At 67.3% G+C, this 14,808-nt stretch carries 13 protein-coding genes and 1 tRNA gene; 8 read left to right on the top strand and 6 right to left on the bottom strand.

Features of this window, described 5'->3' with window-relative positions; translation table 11 throughout:
- The first annotated feature begins 5 nt into the window (after positions 1–5).
- The 6 genes from AC1EJR_RS14575 (at position 6) to AC1EJR_RS14550 (ending at position 6,069) form a co-directional block, all read left to right on the top strand.
- Positions 6–980 (top strand): 3-hydroxyacyl-CoA dehydrogenase, encoded by a 975-nt coding sequence (locus AC1EJR_RS14575; RefSeq protein ID WP_092293011.1) that lies wholly within the window; start codon positions 6–8, stop codon positions 978–980.
- An 87-nt stretch (positions 981–1,067) separates the two neighbouring features.
- Positions 1,068–2,069 carry a Bug family tripartite tricarboxylate transporter substrate binding protein gene (locus tag AC1EJR_RS14570; RefSeq protein ID WP_255370749.1) on the top strand — a complete coding sequence of 334 codons (1,002 nt, stop codon included), beginning with the start codon at positions 1,068–1,070 and terminating at the stop codon, positions 2,067–2,069.
- 45 nt (positions 2,070–2,114) lie between these two features.
- On the top strand, positions 2,115–3,518 hold the full coding sequence (gene leuC, locus AC1EJR_RS14565) for a 3-isopropylmalate dehydratase large subunit (protein WP_092293008.1): 1,404 nt from the start codon (positions 2,115–2,117) through the stop codon (positions 3,516–3,518).
- Positions 3,515–4,120 carry a 3-isopropylmalate dehydratase small subunit gene (leuD, locus tag AC1EJR_RS14560; protein WP_477104980.1) on the top strand — a complete coding sequence of 202 codons (606 nt, stop codon included), beginning with the start codon at positions 3,515–3,517 and terminating at the stop codon, positions 4,118–4,120. Before leuC ends, leuD begins: the two co-directional genes overlap by 4 nt.
- A 40-nt stretch (positions 4,121–4,160) precedes the next feature.
- Positions 4,161–5,024, top strand: a complete 864-nt coding sequence (locus tag AC1EJR_RS14555; RefSeq protein ID WP_092293004.1) for an isocitrate lyase/PEP mutase family protein — start codon at positions 4,161–4,163, stop codon at positions 5,022–5,024.
- A gap of 43 nt (positions 5,025–5,067) precedes the next feature.
- Entirely contained in the window at positions 5,068–6,069 is a 1,002-nt protein-coding gene (locus tag AC1EJR_RS14550; protein WP_092293002.1) for a Bug family tripartite tricarboxylate transporter substrate binding protein, read from the top strand.
- A gap of 116 nt (positions 6,070–6,185) precedes the next feature.
- Here the strand turns inward: AC1EJR_RS14550 and AC1EJR_RS14545 are convergent.
- The 5 genes from AC1EJR_RS14545 to AC1EJR_RS14525 all read right to left on the bottom strand — a co-directional run bounded on the left by AC1EJR_RS14545 (position 6,186) and on the right by AC1EJR_RS14525 (position 10,720).
- Positions 6,186–6,272: transfer RNA gene (locus AC1EJR_RS14545), tRNA-Leu, on the bottom strand.
- Positions 6,273–6,508: 236 nt separating this feature from the next.
- Positions 6,509–7,834 carry an MFS transporter gene (locus AC1EJR_RS14540; protein ID WP_477147265.1) on the bottom strand — a complete coding sequence of 442 codons (1,326 nt, stop codon included), beginning with the start codon at positions 7,832–7,834 and terminating at the stop codon, positions 6,509–6,511.
- 129 nt (positions 7,835–7,963) lie between these two features.
- Positions 7,964–9,289: an amidase gene (locus AC1EJR_RS14535; protein WP_477147264.1), complete on the bottom strand. Its 1,326-nt coding sequence runs from the start codon at positions 9,287–9,289 to the stop codon at positions 7,964–7,966.
- The gene (locus tag AC1EJR_RS14530; protein WP_477112948.1) at positions 9,286–9,963 is read right to left on the bottom strand and encodes a DUF2848 domain-containing protein; all 678 of its coding nucleotides are present in this window, start codon (positions 9,961–9,963) and stop codon (positions 9,286–9,288) included. Before AC1EJR_RS14530 ends, AC1EJR_RS14535 begins: the two co-directional genes overlap by 4 nt.
- Before the next feature lie 34 nt (positions 9,964–9,997).
- Positions 9,998–10,720: a GntR family transcriptional regulator gene (locus tag AC1EJR_RS14525; RefSeq protein WP_092292994.1), complete on the bottom strand. Its 723-nt coding sequence runs from the start codon at positions 10,718–10,720 to the stop codon at positions 9,998–10,000.
- A gap of 255 nt (positions 10,721–10,975) precedes the next feature.
- Between AC1EJR_RS14525 and AC1EJR_RS14520 the strand changes: the two genes are divergently transcribed.
- The gene (locus AC1EJR_RS14520) at positions 10,976–11,743 is read left to right on the top strand and encodes an IclR family transcriptional regulator (protein ID WP_477147297.1); all 768 of its coding nucleotides are present in this window, start codon (positions 10,976–10,978) and stop codon (positions 11,741–11,743) included.
- A 15-nt stretch (positions 11,744–11,758) separates the two neighbouring features.
- Here AC1EJR_RS14520 and AC1EJR_RS14515 read toward each other — a convergent pair whose 3' ends face one another.
- A complete protein-coding gene (locus AC1EJR_RS14515; protein ID WP_441644415.1) occupies positions 11,759–13,006 on the bottom strand; it encodes a Zn-dependent hydrolase in 1,248 nt (415 codons plus the stop codon).
- A gap of 223 nt (positions 13,007–13,229) precedes the next feature.
- On the opposite strand from AC1EJR_RS14515, the gene AC1EJR_RS14510 reads away from it, so the two are divergent.
- Positions 13,230–14,807, top strand: a complete 1,578-nt coding sequence (locus AC1EJR_RS14510; protein ID WP_477147296.1) for an ABC transporter substrate-binding protein — start codon at positions 13,230–13,232, stop codon at positions 14,805–14,807.
- The last annotated feature ends 1 nt before the right edge of the window (position 14,808 follow it).

The following is a 14,808-nucleotide window of genomic DNA, read 5'->3' as shown; positions in this document are numbered from 1 at the left end:
ACAACATGACCGACAACCATAAGATTCAGGCGCTCTGCGCCGGCCGCCCGGTAGCCATCGTCGGCGCCGGGCTGGTAGGCGCCGGCTGGGCCATCGTCTTTGCCCGGGCTGGCCTGAACGTGACGATGTTCGACGCCAACCCGGAGATCACGCGCCAGGCGGTGCCGCTCATCGAAGGGCAACTGGCCGGCTTGCAGCGGCACGGGTTGATCGATGAGGACCCCGCCACCGTGCTGGCCCGCATCACGCCGGTTGCCACGCTGGCCGAGGCGGTGGAAGGCGTTGCCTATGTGCAGGAGTCGGTGCTCGAACGCGTGGAGGTGAAACGCCAGCTGATGGTGGATCTCGACGCGCTGGCCTCCCCCGATATGGTCGTCGGAAGCTCTACGTCCGGCATCCCCGGATCGGCGTTTGCCCTGGGCCTGTCCATCTCGCCGCGCGTGCTGATCGCCCATCCGGTCAATCCGCCTTATCTGGTCCCGGTCGTTGAGCTGGTGCCGTCGCCGGAGACGGCGTCGAGCACAGTCGACTTTGCCGACGCCCTGATGCGCGCCGTGGGCCAGACCGTGGTCCACGTGCGCAAGGAAGTGGAAGGCTTCGTCCTGAACCGGCTGCAGGCTGTGCTGCTGCGCGAAGCGTGGGCGCTGGCGCAGGAAGGCGTGGCCAGTTGCGAGGACATCGACAAGACCATACGCGACGGCCTGGGCTGGCGCTGGTCGTTCATGGGGCCATTCGAAACCATCGACCTGAACGCGCCGGGCGGCGTGGCCGACTATGCGGTGCGGCTGGGTCCGCTGTACCAGCGCATCGCGAATTCACGCGGCCACGAGACACCTTGGGACCCGGCGCTGATCCGGGAAGTGGAGGCGCAACGCCGCGAGCACCTGCCGCAGTCAGACCTGGAATCCCGACGGGCCTGGCGCGATGAAAACCTGATGGCGATAGCCGCCAACCGTCGCGCCCGCGACCCACGAGCCTGAGCCACACCGACTTCGAAGTTCCGCTGCAATCGTCATAGAAAAGGCACGTCGATGCCTTCCCCACTACAAAGACCGGAGACAACCATCGTGAAACAGCCTCTCAGCCTGTCCGCCCAAGCCCGCCGCCGCCTGCTCGGCGCCACCCTGGCATTGACCGCTTGCGGCATATCCGCCGCGCATGCGCAAGCCGACTATCCCAACAAGCCAATCCGCCTGATCGTGCCCTTCGCCAATGCCGGCGTGACCGACACCAGCGCCCGCATCGTGGCAGAGAAGCTCGGCCAGCAGCTTGGCCAGCAGATCATCGTCGATAACAAGCCCGGCGCTGGCGGCAATATCGGCACGCAGATGGCGGCGAAGGCGGATCCCGATGGCTACACGCTGCTGCTCGGCTATGACGGCACGCTGGTGATCAATCCCAATGTCTATGCCAAGGTGCCCTTCGACACGGTCAAGGACTTCACGCCCATCGGCAAGATCGGTGACGCCGTGCTGATGATCGCCGCCAATCCGAAGCTGGGCATCAAGACCGTGGCGGACTTGCAGCACTACGCCAGGACGGTGGCTGGGGGCATGTCCTACGGTAGCGCGGGCAATGGCAGCACCACCCATCTGGCCGGCGAGATGTTCCATCAGCGCACCGGCATCCCGATGACCCACGTGCCATACAAGGGTGGCGGCCAGGCTTTGCTCGATGTGGTCGGGGGCAACCTGCCCGTGACCTTCGCGGCGGTGACGGGCGCCATGCCCTTCGTCAAGAGCGGCCAGGTCGATGCGGTGGCCGTGACGTCGCGCGAGCGCGCCCCCTCGCTGCCGAACGTGCCGACGCTGATCGAAGCTGGCATGAAGGACTTCGAGATCAGCTCGTGGGTGGGTCTGATGGCCCCCGCCCGCACGCCCAAGCCTGTGATCGACAAGCTCAGCGCCGCGCTACAGAAAGTGTTGAACGACCCCGCGATGCGTGAGCGCCTGGCGTCGCTCGGCATCGTCGCCACGCCGGGCACGCCTGATGCCTATGGCCGCGAGATCGTGCGTGACCTCGACAAGAACAAGGCGATCGTCAAGGCTGCCCACATCAAGCTCGATTGACTTTGGACGGTGGCACCACCGACCCATGCTGAGTGACCCCACACCATGACAACTCTATTCGACAAGATCTGGGCGGCCCACGCGGTGGCCCGTAACGATGCCGGCGAGGACCTGATCTATATCGACCGGCACCTGGTGCAGGAGGTATCGAGTCCGCAAGCCTTCGCCAGCATGGCCGAGGCGGGTCATGCGCTGCGCTCGTCGCCGCGCCACATCGCCGTGCAGGATCACAACGTACCGACCACGGCCGACCGCCTGACCCACATCCCCAACGCGGAAAGCCGCGAGCAGATCGCCACCCTGCGGCGCAATGCGCAGGCCACCGGCATGCGCCTGTTCGACCTGGACCACCCCTTGCAGGGCATCGTCCACGTCATCGCGCCGGAACTGGGCTACGTGCTGCCGGGCAGCACCGTGGTCTGTGGCGACTCGCACAGCGCCACGCTGGGCGCCTTGGGCGCGCTGGCCTGGGGCATCGGCACCTCGGAAGTCGCCCATGTCATGAGCACCCAGAGCCTGTGGATGCGCAAGCCGCGCACGATGGGCATCGCCATCTCGGGCGCGCTGGCCAGGGGCGTCTACGCCAAGGACCTGGCGCTGGCCATCATCCATCACATCGGCACCAGCGGCGGCAATGGCTACGGCGTCGAATACTTCGGCCCGATGGTCGATGCGCTGTCGATGGAGGCGCGGCTCACGCTTTGCAACATGACCATCGAGGCCGGCTCACGCTTCGGCCTGATCGCACCGGATGCGACCACCCTCGCCTACCTGCGCGACCGCGTACAAGGCGCCGCGCGCGACCATTTCGAGCAGGCCGCGCAGGCATGGAGCGCGCTGCGCACCGATGCGACGGGCGACTACGACCGCAGCGTGGCGTTCGATGCCGCCACCGTCTCCCCGCTCGTCACCTGGGGCACCACGCCAGCCGACAGCGCTGCGTTCTCCGGCAACGTCGGCGACGGCGCCATGCTCGGCGAGGAAGCCGAGCGCAACCGTCTGGAAGAAAACCTCGCCTACATGGGTCTCAAGATCGGCCAGGCGCTGTCTTCGGTGCCGATCGACGTGGCCTTTATTGGCTCCTGTACCAATGGTCGACTGGAAGATCTGCGCGCCGCTGCCGATGTGGTGCGCGGTCGCCACGTGGCCAAGGGCGTACGTGCGCTGGTGGTCCCGGGTTCGGGCAGCGTCAAGCGCGCGGCCGAGGCCGAGGGCCTGGCGAAAGTCTTTGTCGACGCGGGTTTCGAGTGGCGTGAATCGGGCTGCTCCATGTGCATCGGCATGAATGGCGACAGCCTCGCGCCGGGCGAGCGCTGCGCTTCCACCTCCAACCGGAACTTCGAGAACCGGCAGGGACAAGGCGGCCGTACCCACCTGATGAGCCCCGCCGCCGTCGCGGCATCCGCCCTGCAAGGACGCTTGACCGACCCCCGGGAGTACCTCGCATGAAAGCCGTTATCGCAGAAGTCCAAGGCCGCGCTGCGGTCATGCAGCGCGACGACATCGACACCGATGCCATCTTCCCGGGACGCTTCCTGCGCCTGGTGCAGCGCACTGGCATGGGAGCGCACCTGTTTGCCGACTGGCTGGCCGAAGGCCGCCCGGAAGTGGCGTTCATGGCCCAACCGTCGCCGCCGCAGGTGCTGGTCGCATTGCAGAACTTTGGTTGCGGCTCATCGCGCGAACATGCCGTCTGGGCCTTGTCGGACTACGGCGTGCAGGCCGTGGTCGCGCTGTCGTTTGGCGACATCTTCCGCAACAACTGCGTGAAGAACGGCGTGGTGGCCGCCACCGTGACGCCAGCGGATCATGCGCGCCTCTTGCAAGCACTCGCTGGGGCGGTGGACGCGCCGCTGCACCTGCGTGTTGCCGAGCGCAGCCTGCAGCTTCCCGATGGCAGCGTCATTCCCGTCACGCTCGCCGACGGCCATGCGGAGCAACTGCTCTCGGCCGAAGACGAGGTAGACCGGACCCTGCGTCATGACGCGGCGCTGCGCGCCTATGAGGCGCGCGTGCAGCGCGACCAGCCGTGGCTGGCCTCGATGGACTAAGCCGCACTTCCCTTCCCTTTTCTAGCCTACTGGAGCCGCCATGGCCAATCCCATCCTCCGACAAAAACTTGCCGCCGGCGAGTTCATCGTCATCCCCGGCGTGCAGGACATGATCGCCACCGTCATGACCAACAAGGTCGGCTTCGAGATCATCTACGGCTCCGGCTACTGGCTCACCGCCTCCAGCCTGGGGCTGCCCGATGCCGGCATTGCCACCTATACGCAGATGGTGGACCGCATGCGCACCATCACCCGCACCTCAAAGGCGGCGCTGATCGCCGATGCGGATACCGGCTACGGCGGCCTGCTCAACGTGCACCACACCGTGCGCGGCTACGAGGAAGCCGGCGTCACCGCCATCCAGATCGAGGATCAGGAATTTCCCAAGAAGTGCGGCCACACGCCCTACAAGCGCTGCGTGCCGATCGAGGACATGGTCGAAAAGATCAAGGTCGCGTCGGAAGCCCGTCAGGACAAGGAGAATTTCCTCATCATCGCCCGTACCGATGCCCGCGCCAGCCTGGGCGTGGACGATGCCATGCGCCGCATGGAGGCCTATGCGAAGGCCGGCGCCGACATCCTGTTCTTCGAGGCGCCCCAGTCCGAGGAAGAAATGCGCCGCGCCTGCGACGCCTTCGACCTGCCCATGATGGCCAACATGGCTGACGGCGGGAAGACGCCGATCCTGCCAGCCAGCGTGCTCAAGGAGATCGGCTACTCGCTCGCCATCTTCCCCGCCATGACCAGCCTGGTCGCCGCCGCCGCGATGGAGAAGTCCCTGCGCCACCTCAAGGAGGCGGGCACCAGCCTGTCGCCCGAGATTCCCATGGCGGACTTCAACGAGTTCTGCAGGCTGATCGGCTTCGAAGAGGTCTGGGACTTCGAGAAGCGCTGGGCGCGCTGACCCGCCAATCGACACTAGAAAAAATCACAGGAGGAGACCCAACATGCCGATCACCCACACCAACCCCCGCCGCCACGCCTATCAGGGCCCGCTGCTGCGCTGCGCCGTCCTGGCAGCCGCCACCTGGGGCGCTGTCACACCCGCGCTGGCGCAGACGGCGTGGAAGCCCAATCGCCCCGTCACCATCGTCGTGCCCTACGTACCGGGCGGCGGCACCGACGCCTCCGCGCGCGCGACGGCCAAACTGCTGGGCGAGCAATGGGGCCAGCCGGTGCTGGTGGTCAACCTGCCTGGCGCCGACGGCCTGATCGGCACGCGCAAGGTCGCCGAGGCCAAGCCCGACGGCTACACGCTGCTGCTCCAAACGCCGGCCATCGTCCTCACCAAGCACGCGCCCTCGTTCACGGGCACCGATCCGCTGACCAGCCTGGTACCCGTCACCAACATCGCGCAATCGCCGGGCGTAATCGTTGCCAACGGAAAATTCCCCGCAACCTCCCTGCCCGAACTGATCAAGTACTGCAAGACAGCCGCCACGCCCTGCTCCATGGGCACGGGCGAAAACGTCGCCAAGCTCTTCGGCCAGCAATTGAAGGCGGAAGCGCTGCCCAACCTGATCGTGGTCAACTACAAGGGAACCGCAGCCATCATCACCGACATGATCGCCAACAACGTGAACTTCGCCGTGACCGGCGTGGCGTCGGCGCTCCCGCACCAGAAGGCGGGCACGCTGAAGATCGTCGCCAACCAGGGCACCCATCGGTTCAGCGAGGCGCCGGATGTGCGCACCGTGGTGGAGACCGGCATGCCGCAGTACGAGTACACCACCTGGTTCGGCCTGTTCGCACCGAAAGACACGCCGCCAGCCGTCACCCAGAGCATCTACGCCGCCGTGCGCGAAGCCATGGGTCATGCCGAACTGCAAAAAGCGATCACGGCCGTTGGCGCCGAACCGCTGGTCAACACGCCAGAAGAATTCGCCGCACAGGTGCGCAAGGAAGATGCACGGTTCACCGCATTGGCGAAGCGCTTTCCGTTGAATTGAGGGGGGGGACCGGTCTCGTTAGGGGCCGGTTGTGCCGCGACGCAGGGGACGACCCCCGTTGGCTGGGTAGCCCGCGTGAGGCAGGAAATTGTGGCGAATAACCCACAAATGATGATTGGTGCGAGGGAGGGGACTCGAACCCCTACACCATTGCTGGCGTCAGGACCTAAACCTGGTGCGTCTACCAATTTCGCCACCCTCGCGGTCCTTGCGGCGGTTGCCCTGGCGGGCGGCCGCGTTGTCGGTTGGCGCTGCGCATCCTCGACAAAGCAAAAAAGGCGGCTGGAACTGCCCGCCTTTCATGATCTGCCGTCGGATGCCGGCCGTGCCGTTGAGGTAACTTTTTCCAACGGTCGACAAGGCTGCGGATTGTAGCGCAAGCCGCAGCGGGAATCCAGCCCCCTGCCCGGCTTGCGCCTCGTCCGGCCCCGCCTGGGGCTTAGCGCCGGGTGCGGATGAAGGCCAGCACCAACACCGTGGCGCAGGCTTCCAGCGCGGCGACGAAATACAGGCCGGACGACAGCCGCCCCGTATTGGTCTTGAACCAGCCGATCATGTACGGCGCCACGAAGCCGGCCAGGTTGCCGATGGAGTTGATCAGGGCGATGCCGCCCGCCGCCGCCGTGCCGGCCAGGAAGGCCGACGGCAGGGACCAGAACACCGGGAAAGCCGCCAGGATGCCGACCGAGGCGATGGTTAGCGCCACCAGTGCCAGCGTGGCGCTGTGCAGCCACATGCCGGTCAGCGTCAGGCCCACCGCGGCCAGCAGCGTGGCCATGGCGCAGTGCATCCGGCGTTMGCCCGAGCGGTCCGAGTGGATGCCGTTGAGCACCATGGCGATGGTGCCGGCCACGAACGGAATCGCCGAGATCAGACCGATCTGCAGGTTGCCCTTGACGCCCAGCTCCTTGATGATCGACGGGGACCAAAACGCGATGGTGGCATTGCCGCTCACCACGCAGAAGTAGATCGCCGCGCAGATCCAGACTCGCGAATTGGCGAAGGCGTCCCTGAGCGATGAATGCTTGGCCGGGTCACGTGCCTCGGCCTCCACCTCGCGCGTCACCAGCGTCTGCTCGGTGGCCGTCAGCCATTTCGCGTTGACCGGCTTCTCGGGCAGGAACATCAGCACCGCCACACCGGCCAGCACCGACGGAATCCCCTCGATCACGAACAGCCACTGCCAGTTGGCCAGGCCATCCACGCCGTCCATCGCGCTCATGATGAAGCCGGCCAGCGGGCCGCCGATCACGCCAGCGATCGCGAACGAGGTCATGAACAGGCCGTTGATGCGCGCGCGGCGGTCGGCCGGGAACCAGTAGGTCAGGTACAGCACCACACCCGGGAAAAAGCCCGCCTCGAAAATCCCCAGCAGGAAGCGCAGCGCGTAGAACTGCCCCGGCGTCTTAACGAAGATCATCGCCATCGAGGCCAGGCCCCAAAGGATGGTGATGCGCGCCAGCGTCTTGCGCGCGCCGATCTTCTCCAGCAGCAGGTTGCTCGGCACCTCGAACAGGAAGTAGCCGATGAAGAAAATCCCCGCGCCCAGGCCGTACACGGCCTCGCTGAACTGCAGATCCTGGAGCATCTGGAGCTTGGCGAAGCCCACGTTGACGCGGTCGATCCAGGCCAGGATGAACAGGAACACGAGGAACGGGATCAGGCGCACGGTGATCTTGCGGTACGCCTCGTTGCGTTGCTGAGCCAATTCCGCGGGCGGCAGGCTCTCCAGGGCGCCAGGGGCGCCGGTCATCACGGAAGACATCGGTGATTACTCCTTGGGTGTGGTGGGCGGGGCGCCGCTACATTGGCGGCGCCCTCTGGCTTGCGCTGTGTTGTGCTGGAGCGCGTTGCCGCGGCCGTGGGAATCCGGCCGATTTGCTGGCTGCCCGGCTTACGCCAGGCCCTGCTCGATGGCGCCGGCTACCTGCAGCACGCGGGCGTCGTGCCCGTGCAGGCCGCAGATGCCGAGGCCGATGCCCTGCCCCATCGGCAGGGACGCCGCGCAGCCGTCGAGCCAATTGATCACGCTCGGGTTGCGCAGCACCAGGCCGTTCGTGGCGAAGAAGTCCTCGTCACGCGCCAACGCATCCAGGCGCGGCGGGCGCACGGCGACGGTCGGCATCAGCCAGGCGTCGGCATCGCGCAGGCGCTCGGCGGCGCGCGCCTGCATGGCGGCGCGCTCGGCCAGCAGCGTGATGTAGTCGGCGGCGCTCTGTTGCTGGCCGCGACGGATACGCTGGGCCACGCGCTGGTCGTAGCGGTCGCCCTGCTTGGCCAGCAGATCGCGGTGCCAGGTCCACGACTCGGCGGCGGTCAGCCCGCCGCCAGCGTTGATCTCGGGCAGGCGACGCAGTTCGGGGAAATCGAAGGTAACGATTTGCGCCCCCTTGGCCGACAGACGCGACAGCGTGGCCTCGAACGCCTGCGCCACCTCGGCCTCCACACCATCCATCACGAAGTCGCGCGTGACGTAGAGGCGCAGGCCGGACAGATCGGCGGGCCGGGTGTCGAGCGTCTCGCCGCTCAGCACCGCGTCCATCGCCACGCAGCACGCCACCGAGCGCGCCAGCGGGCCGGCCGAATCGAGCGAGGTCGACAGCGGCACCGCGCCGGACAGCGGCACGCGGCGCGCGGTCGGCTTGAAGCCGGTCAGCCCGCAGAACGCCGACGGAATGCGGATCGAGCCGCCCGTGTCGGTGCCCAGCGCGGCCACGGCCATCTCCTCGGCCACGCTGACCGCGCCGCCCGAGGTGGAGCCGCCGGCGATGCGCTCGGCGTCGAACGGCGTGCGCGGCGTGCCGTAGTGGGGGTTCAGCCCCAGGCCCGAGAACGCGAACTCGCTCATATTGGTACGGCCGATCAGCACCGCGCCAGCCGCGCGCAGGCGAGCCACGGCGGGCGCGTCGGCCTGGACCGGGGCGGTGCCGTCCAGCGCCACCGAGCCGGCACGCGTCATCTGGCCGCGCACATCGAACAKATCCTTGATGGACACCGGCAGGCCGGCCAGCGGCGATGCCACGAGCCCGGCGGCGCGCGCCTGGTCAGCCGCGCGGGCCTGCGCCAGCGCACCTTCGGCGTCCACGTGCAGGAAGGCGACGCCGCCAGCACGCTGGTGCTGCGCGATCCGGGCCAGCGCGTCTTCGGTCAGCGCCACGCTGGTCGTGCGCCCGGCCGCCAGCGATGCCGCCAGGGCGGCAATGGTCGGGGCGGCGCTCATTCAGCCACCTCCAGCGACGCCACGCGGTACGCATGGCGCAGCGTGCGATGGCGCACCGGGTCGTGCAGCTCCACCTCGAAGGCGTCGCCGTGCCCCAGGTCGCCGATCACGGCCTGCGTGCCGCAGAACATGGCGGTGCCGGGCGGCAGCTGCGCTTCGCCAGTCAGGCGTTGCACCAGATCGCGCGGGTCCAGCAGGCGCGTGACCTTGCCTTCCTGATACAGCGCACGCTGGCCGTCGCGCACGCGCCAGCAGCGCATTTCCAGCTCGTCCCAGTGATCGGCCACCTCGTCGAAGCGCCAGACCTCGCGGCCCATCGGCTTGCCGCACATCTGCTTGGAGACGGTCACGTCATAGGCTTCGACCTTCCGGTCGGTATGGTCCGAGCCGATGCCGATGTACAGCGCGTCCGCGCCCTGCAGCAGCACGAATTCGGTCTCGCCCGACGAGTCGTCGCGCGGCACCTCGAGCACGTCGGCGGTGGTCAGCAGCGAGGCGGCCAGCGGGTAGAAGGTCGGCACGGTGGCGGGCGGCTTCACGCCCAGCGTCTGGAGTTCTTCGATGTGATGCTGGACAGCGGCGGCGTCGCGGCCAGTCCAGCCGGCGATGATGAGTCGTTGGACGTCGAGGGCGAGCGGGCCCCCGCCGGCTACCTGGAGGTGCAGTGTCGGCATGGCGTACTACCTTGTTACGAGGGAAAAGGGTCGGTCAGAGAGTCCGGATGATGTTCTTCCGGAATTCGTCGATATGTTCGCGGATCGCCTCGCGCACGGCCGGGATGTCCCGGCGCTCGAGCGCGTCGACGATCTCCAGATGCTCCTGGTAGACGTTCTCCAGGTGCTGGGGATCGGACAGCGAGAGGAACCAGAAGCGCGCCTGTTTCTCATGCAGGCCGCGCAGCAGTTCGGCCAGCACGCGGTTGCGCGAGGCGGCGGACATGGCGGTATGGAACTTGAGGTCGAGCGAGGCCAGCGCGGGAATGTCGCGGCGGGCAATCAGCTCGGGCGAGCGGTCCACGATGTCGCGCATGGCCTTGAAGTCGCTGTCGTGCCCGCGCTCGCAGGCCAGCGTGGCGCACAGCACCTCATTGGTGGCGCGCACCTCGATCATGTCKAGCACTTCGTTCAGCGACAGCGGCGTCACCAGCACGCCCTTGCGCGGCAGGATGGACACCAGCCCTTCCACTTCGAGCCGATGCAGCGCCTGATGGACCGGCGTGCGGCCCAGGCCGAGCAGCGCGGCCACCTGGGCCTCGATCAGCGGCTCGCCGGGACGGAACTCGCACGCGATGATGCGGCGCTTGATCTCCGTGTACGCCTGCTCGCGCAGCGCCGCGCCGCTCTGGGCAGGCGTGGGGGGCATGAGGGGCGCTACGGGAGTGGTTGCCGGCTGGGGGTCGGCACCGCCGACCAGTCGAATAGGGTTCGCCACGGGTTGCTCGCTTCGTCTCAACGTTCGTTGAAGTTGCTGTGATACTAGTGTGATATTTCACTGGAGACAACCCGGAAAACCCTAGGGGTAAACACCAGAGACGCGCCAGCCGTCGAGGCGCCGGGTATCATGGCGGGACGTTATGAAATCGATAATCGATTCATGCGTATCTTGGTGCAATATGCAGCCATCGTGGTGCAGGGTTTCACGACGATGGTGCCGAACCTTGGTAATCCGCCCCGCTGTCCGTCTCCCATGTCCGCCGATCCGCTGTTCAATCAATCGCTCGAAAAAGGGCTCGAAGTCCTGCGCGCCTTCAGCGCCGTCCATCGCACGCTGACGCTCTCCGAAGTGGCCGGCCTCACCGGCATGACCAAGAGTTCGGCCCAGCGCACGGTCCATACGCTCGAAAGCCTCGGCTATATCGACAAGCACCCGCAGACCCGCCGCTTCCGCCTGACGCCGAAGGTGATGGAGATCGGCTACAACTACCTGGCCGCCGATGCGCTGATTCCGATTGCCAGCCCCTACCTGTCCCAGTTGGCCAACGCCAGCGGCGAGACGGCCAATCTGACCGAGCCCGTGGGGCTGGACATGGTCTACGTGGCGCAACTGATGACCGCCAAGCACATGCCCGTGCTGACGCCGGTGGGCATGCGCATTCCGATGTACTGCACGAGTTCCGGCCGCGCCTACCTGAGCACGTTGCCCGATGCGCAGGTGCGCGMGGTGCTGGAGGCCTCCACGCGCGCGCCGCGCACGCCGGCCACGCTGACCGATGTAGACGCGATCTTCGCGCAGGTGGTGGCGTGCCGGGGCCTGGGCTATGCCTGCAACGAGGAGGAGCTGTTTTTGGGCGATATGGGCGTGGGGGCGCCCATCGTGAACAGCCAGGGGGTGGCGGTGGGGGCGGTGCATGTGTCGCCGCCGGCCAGCCGGTGGACGATGGCGGAGGCCCAGCGCAAGCTGGGGCCCCTCGTCATCGAGTGCGCGTGGGCGATTTCAAGGTCGATCGGACATTGAGGCTGCCACCGGCGATCAGCGAGCGTGCTCCAGCATCGCCTGCAGCAGCACGTTGGCGCCGGCCTCGATGTGCTCGGGCAGCGCATCTTCCAGTTCGTTATGGCTGATGCCGTCCTTGCAGGGCACGAAGATCATCCCGGTGGGGGCGCGCTGCGCCACGTAGACGGCGTCGTGGCCCGCACCGCTGACCACGTCCATGCTCGACAGCCCCAGCGCCGCCGCCGCGCGCCGCACGCTGTCCACGCAGGCCGGGGCGAACAGGCAGGGCTCGAACTTCACCACCTGGCGAATCTCCACGCTCACCGCCGCCACGTCAGCAATGCCGGCGAAGGCCGCGCGCATCGCCGCATCCATCCGGTCCAGCCCGTCCTGCGACAGGTTGCGGAAGTCCACCGTAAAGTCCACCCGCCCCGGAATCACGTTGCGTGAGTTCGGCTTGACCTCGACATAGCCGACGGTGCCCCGGCCATGCGGTGCGGCATCCCGGGCGATGCGGTTCACGGCCTCGATCATCCGCGCCGTTGCCAGCAGCGCATCGTGCCGCAGCGCCAGCGGGGTCGGGCCGGCGTGGGCGTCCTGGCCGGTCACGGTCACGTCGTACCACTGCTGGCCCAGCGCGCCCGAGACCACGCCGATCGGCAGCCCGGCCGCCTCCAGCACCGGTCCCTGCTCGATATGGGCCTCGAAGTAGGCCGCGAACATGCCGCCCGGCACCTCGCCGGCAGGCTGCGCGCCGTGATAGCCGATGGCGGCCAGCGCGTCGCCCACGCTCACCCCGTCGCGGTCTTGCTGGCGGCGCGCCTCGTCGGCATCGAACACGCCGGCGAACACGCCCGAGCCCATCATCACCGGCGTGAAGCGGGTGCCCTCCTCGTTGGTCCAGAACGCCACCTCCAGCGGCGCGCGCGTCTGGATGCCGAGGTCGTTGAGCGTACGCATGACCTCCAGCCCCGCCAGCACGCCGAAGTTGCCGTCGAACTTGCCGCCCGAGGGCTGGGTGTCGATATGGCTGCCCGTGGCCACGGCCCGCGCGGCAGGGTCCGTGCCGGCGCGGCGCGCGAAGACATTGCCGATCTCGTCCACGCGCACGTCCAGGCCCGCCTCGCGGCACCACTGCACCACGAGGTCGCGGCCCTTGCGGTCTTCATCGGTCAGCGCGATGCGGCACACGCCGCCCTTCGGCGTGGCGCCGATCGCGCCCAGATCCATGAGCGATTGCCACAGCCGGGCGCCATTGATGCGGGGAAGAACTTTCGAATCCATGTCTGCCTTGTCTGCTTCGTGAGTGAATGATGAATGACCAACGCCCGGTGCAAGAACCAGACCACGCGCCGGGGCGGCGCGACTGGCACATGACTTGCTAGACCGAAGGCAGCCCTTCCCCCACTCAGGAGCATTGCCTGTGAACCACCAAACGTCCGCCCACGCGAAAGGTTTCTCCGCCGCAGTCCTGGCCCTCTCGTTMCTCGCACTGCCCGGCGCCGCCATGGCCGAGAAGACGCTGCGCATCGGCATGACCGCTGCCGACATCCCGCGCACGCTCGGCCAGCCCGACCAGGGCTTCGAGGGCAACCGCTTCACCGGCATTCCGATGTACGACGCGCTGACGCAGTGGGACCTCTCCAAGGGCAACGGCCCCAGCCTGCTGATTCCCGACCTCGCCACCGAGTGGAAGGTGGACGCCGCCGACAAGACCAAGTGGACCTTCAAGCTGCGTCCCGGCGTGAAGTTCCACGACGGCTCCGCCTTCAACGCGGACGCCGTGGTCTGGAACGTCAACAAGGTGCTCGACAAGACCGCCAAGCAGTTCGATGCGAGCCAGGTGGGCGTGACCGCCTCGCGCATGCCCACGCTGCGCAGCGCGAAGAAGATCGACGACCTGACCGTGGAGCTGGTCACGTCCGAGCCGGACTCGTTCCTGCCGTACAACATCTCGAACCTGTTCATGGCCTCGCCCACGCAGTGGGAGAAGAAGTTCGCCGCCGTGCCAGCCTCGGTGACCGATGCGGCCGAGCGCAGCAAGCAGGCGTGGGTCGCCTTCGCCGCCGACGCCTCCGGCACCGGCCCGTTMAAGATGACCCGCTTCGTCCCGCGCGAGCGCCTGGAACTGGCCAAGAACGCCAGCTACTGGGACAGCAAGCGCGTGCCCAAGATCGACAAGGTGGTAATGGTGCCGATGCCCGAGGCCAACGCGCGCACCGCCGCGCTGCTGTCGGGCCAGGTCGACTGGATCGAAGCTCCCGCGCCTGACGCCGTCGCCCAGATCAAGAGCCGCGGCTTCGAGGTCTACGCCAACGCCCAGCCGCACATGTGGCCGTGGCAGCTCTCCTTCGCGCCGAATTCGCCGTGGCTGGACAAGCGCGTGCGCCAGGCCGCCAACCTCTGCGTGAACCGCTCGGGCCTGAAGACGCTGCTGGGCGGCTACATGGCCGAGGCCAAGGGCATCGTGGAAGCCGGCAACCCGTGGTGGGGCAATCCCAAGTTCGACATCAAGTACGACGCCAACGCCGCCCGCAAGCTGATGGCCGAAGCCGGCTACTCGGCCGCCAAGCCGCTCAAGGTGAAGGTGCAGGTGTCGGCGTCCGGCTCGGGCCAGATGCAGCCGCTGCCGATGAACGAGTACGTGCAGCAGAACCTCAAGGAGTGCTTCTTCGACGTGGACTTCGACGTCGTGGAGTGGAACACCCTGTTCACCAACTGGCGCATCGGCGCCAAGGATGCCAGCGCGCACGGCGCCAACGCCATCAACGTCAGCTTCGCGGCGATGGACCCGTTCTTCGCGATGGTCCGCTTCGTCAGCACCAAGACGCAGCCGCCGGTCTCGAACAACTGGGGCTTCTTCGGCAATGCGGAGTTCGACAAGCTGATCGAGACCGCCCGCACCTCGTTCGACGAAAAGTCCCGTGACGCCGCGCTGGCCAAGCTGCACGCGCGCATCGTGGAAGAGTCGCCATTCGTGCTGATCGCCCACGACGTGGGCCCGCGCGCCATCTCGAAGAAGGTCAAGGGCGTGGTGCAGCCGCAGAGCTGGTTTATCGATATCGCGACGATGTCGATGGACTGAG

This window comes from Cupriavidus sp. 05T42 (genome assembly GCF_056396345.1).
Note: the sequence above shows the minus strand (reverse complement) of the source record. Positions and strands in the feature narration are given on the sequence as shown.

Coding starts and splice junctions, on each gene's coding strand:
- AC1EJR_RS14575 (WP_092293011.1), top strand. CDS start 6: ATGACCGACAACCATAAGATTCAGGCGCTCTGCGCCGGCCGCCCGGTA.
- leuC (WP_092293008.1), top strand. CDS start 2,115: ATGACAACTCTATTCGACAAGATCTGGGCGGCCCACGCGGTGGCCCGT.
- leuD (WP_477104980.1), top strand. CDS start 3,515: ATGAAAGCCGTTATCGCAGAAGTCCAAGGCCGCGCTGCGGTCATGCAG.
- AC1EJR_RS14555 (WP_092293004.1), top strand. CDS start 4,161: ATGGCCAATCCCATCCTCCGACAAAAACTTGCCGCCGGCGAGTTCATC.
- AC1EJR_RS14550 (WP_092293002.1), top strand. CDS start 5,068: ATGCCGATCACCCACACCAACCCCCGCCGCCACGCCTATCAGGGCCCG.
- AC1EJR_RS14530 (WP_477112948.1), bottom strand. CDS start 9,963: ATGCCGACACTGCACCTCCAGGTAGCCGGCGGGGGCCCGCTCGCCCTC.
- AC1EJR_RS14515 (WP_441644415.1), bottom strand. CDS start 13,006: ATGGATTCGAAAGTTCTTCCCCGCATCAATGGCGCCCGGCTGTGGCAA.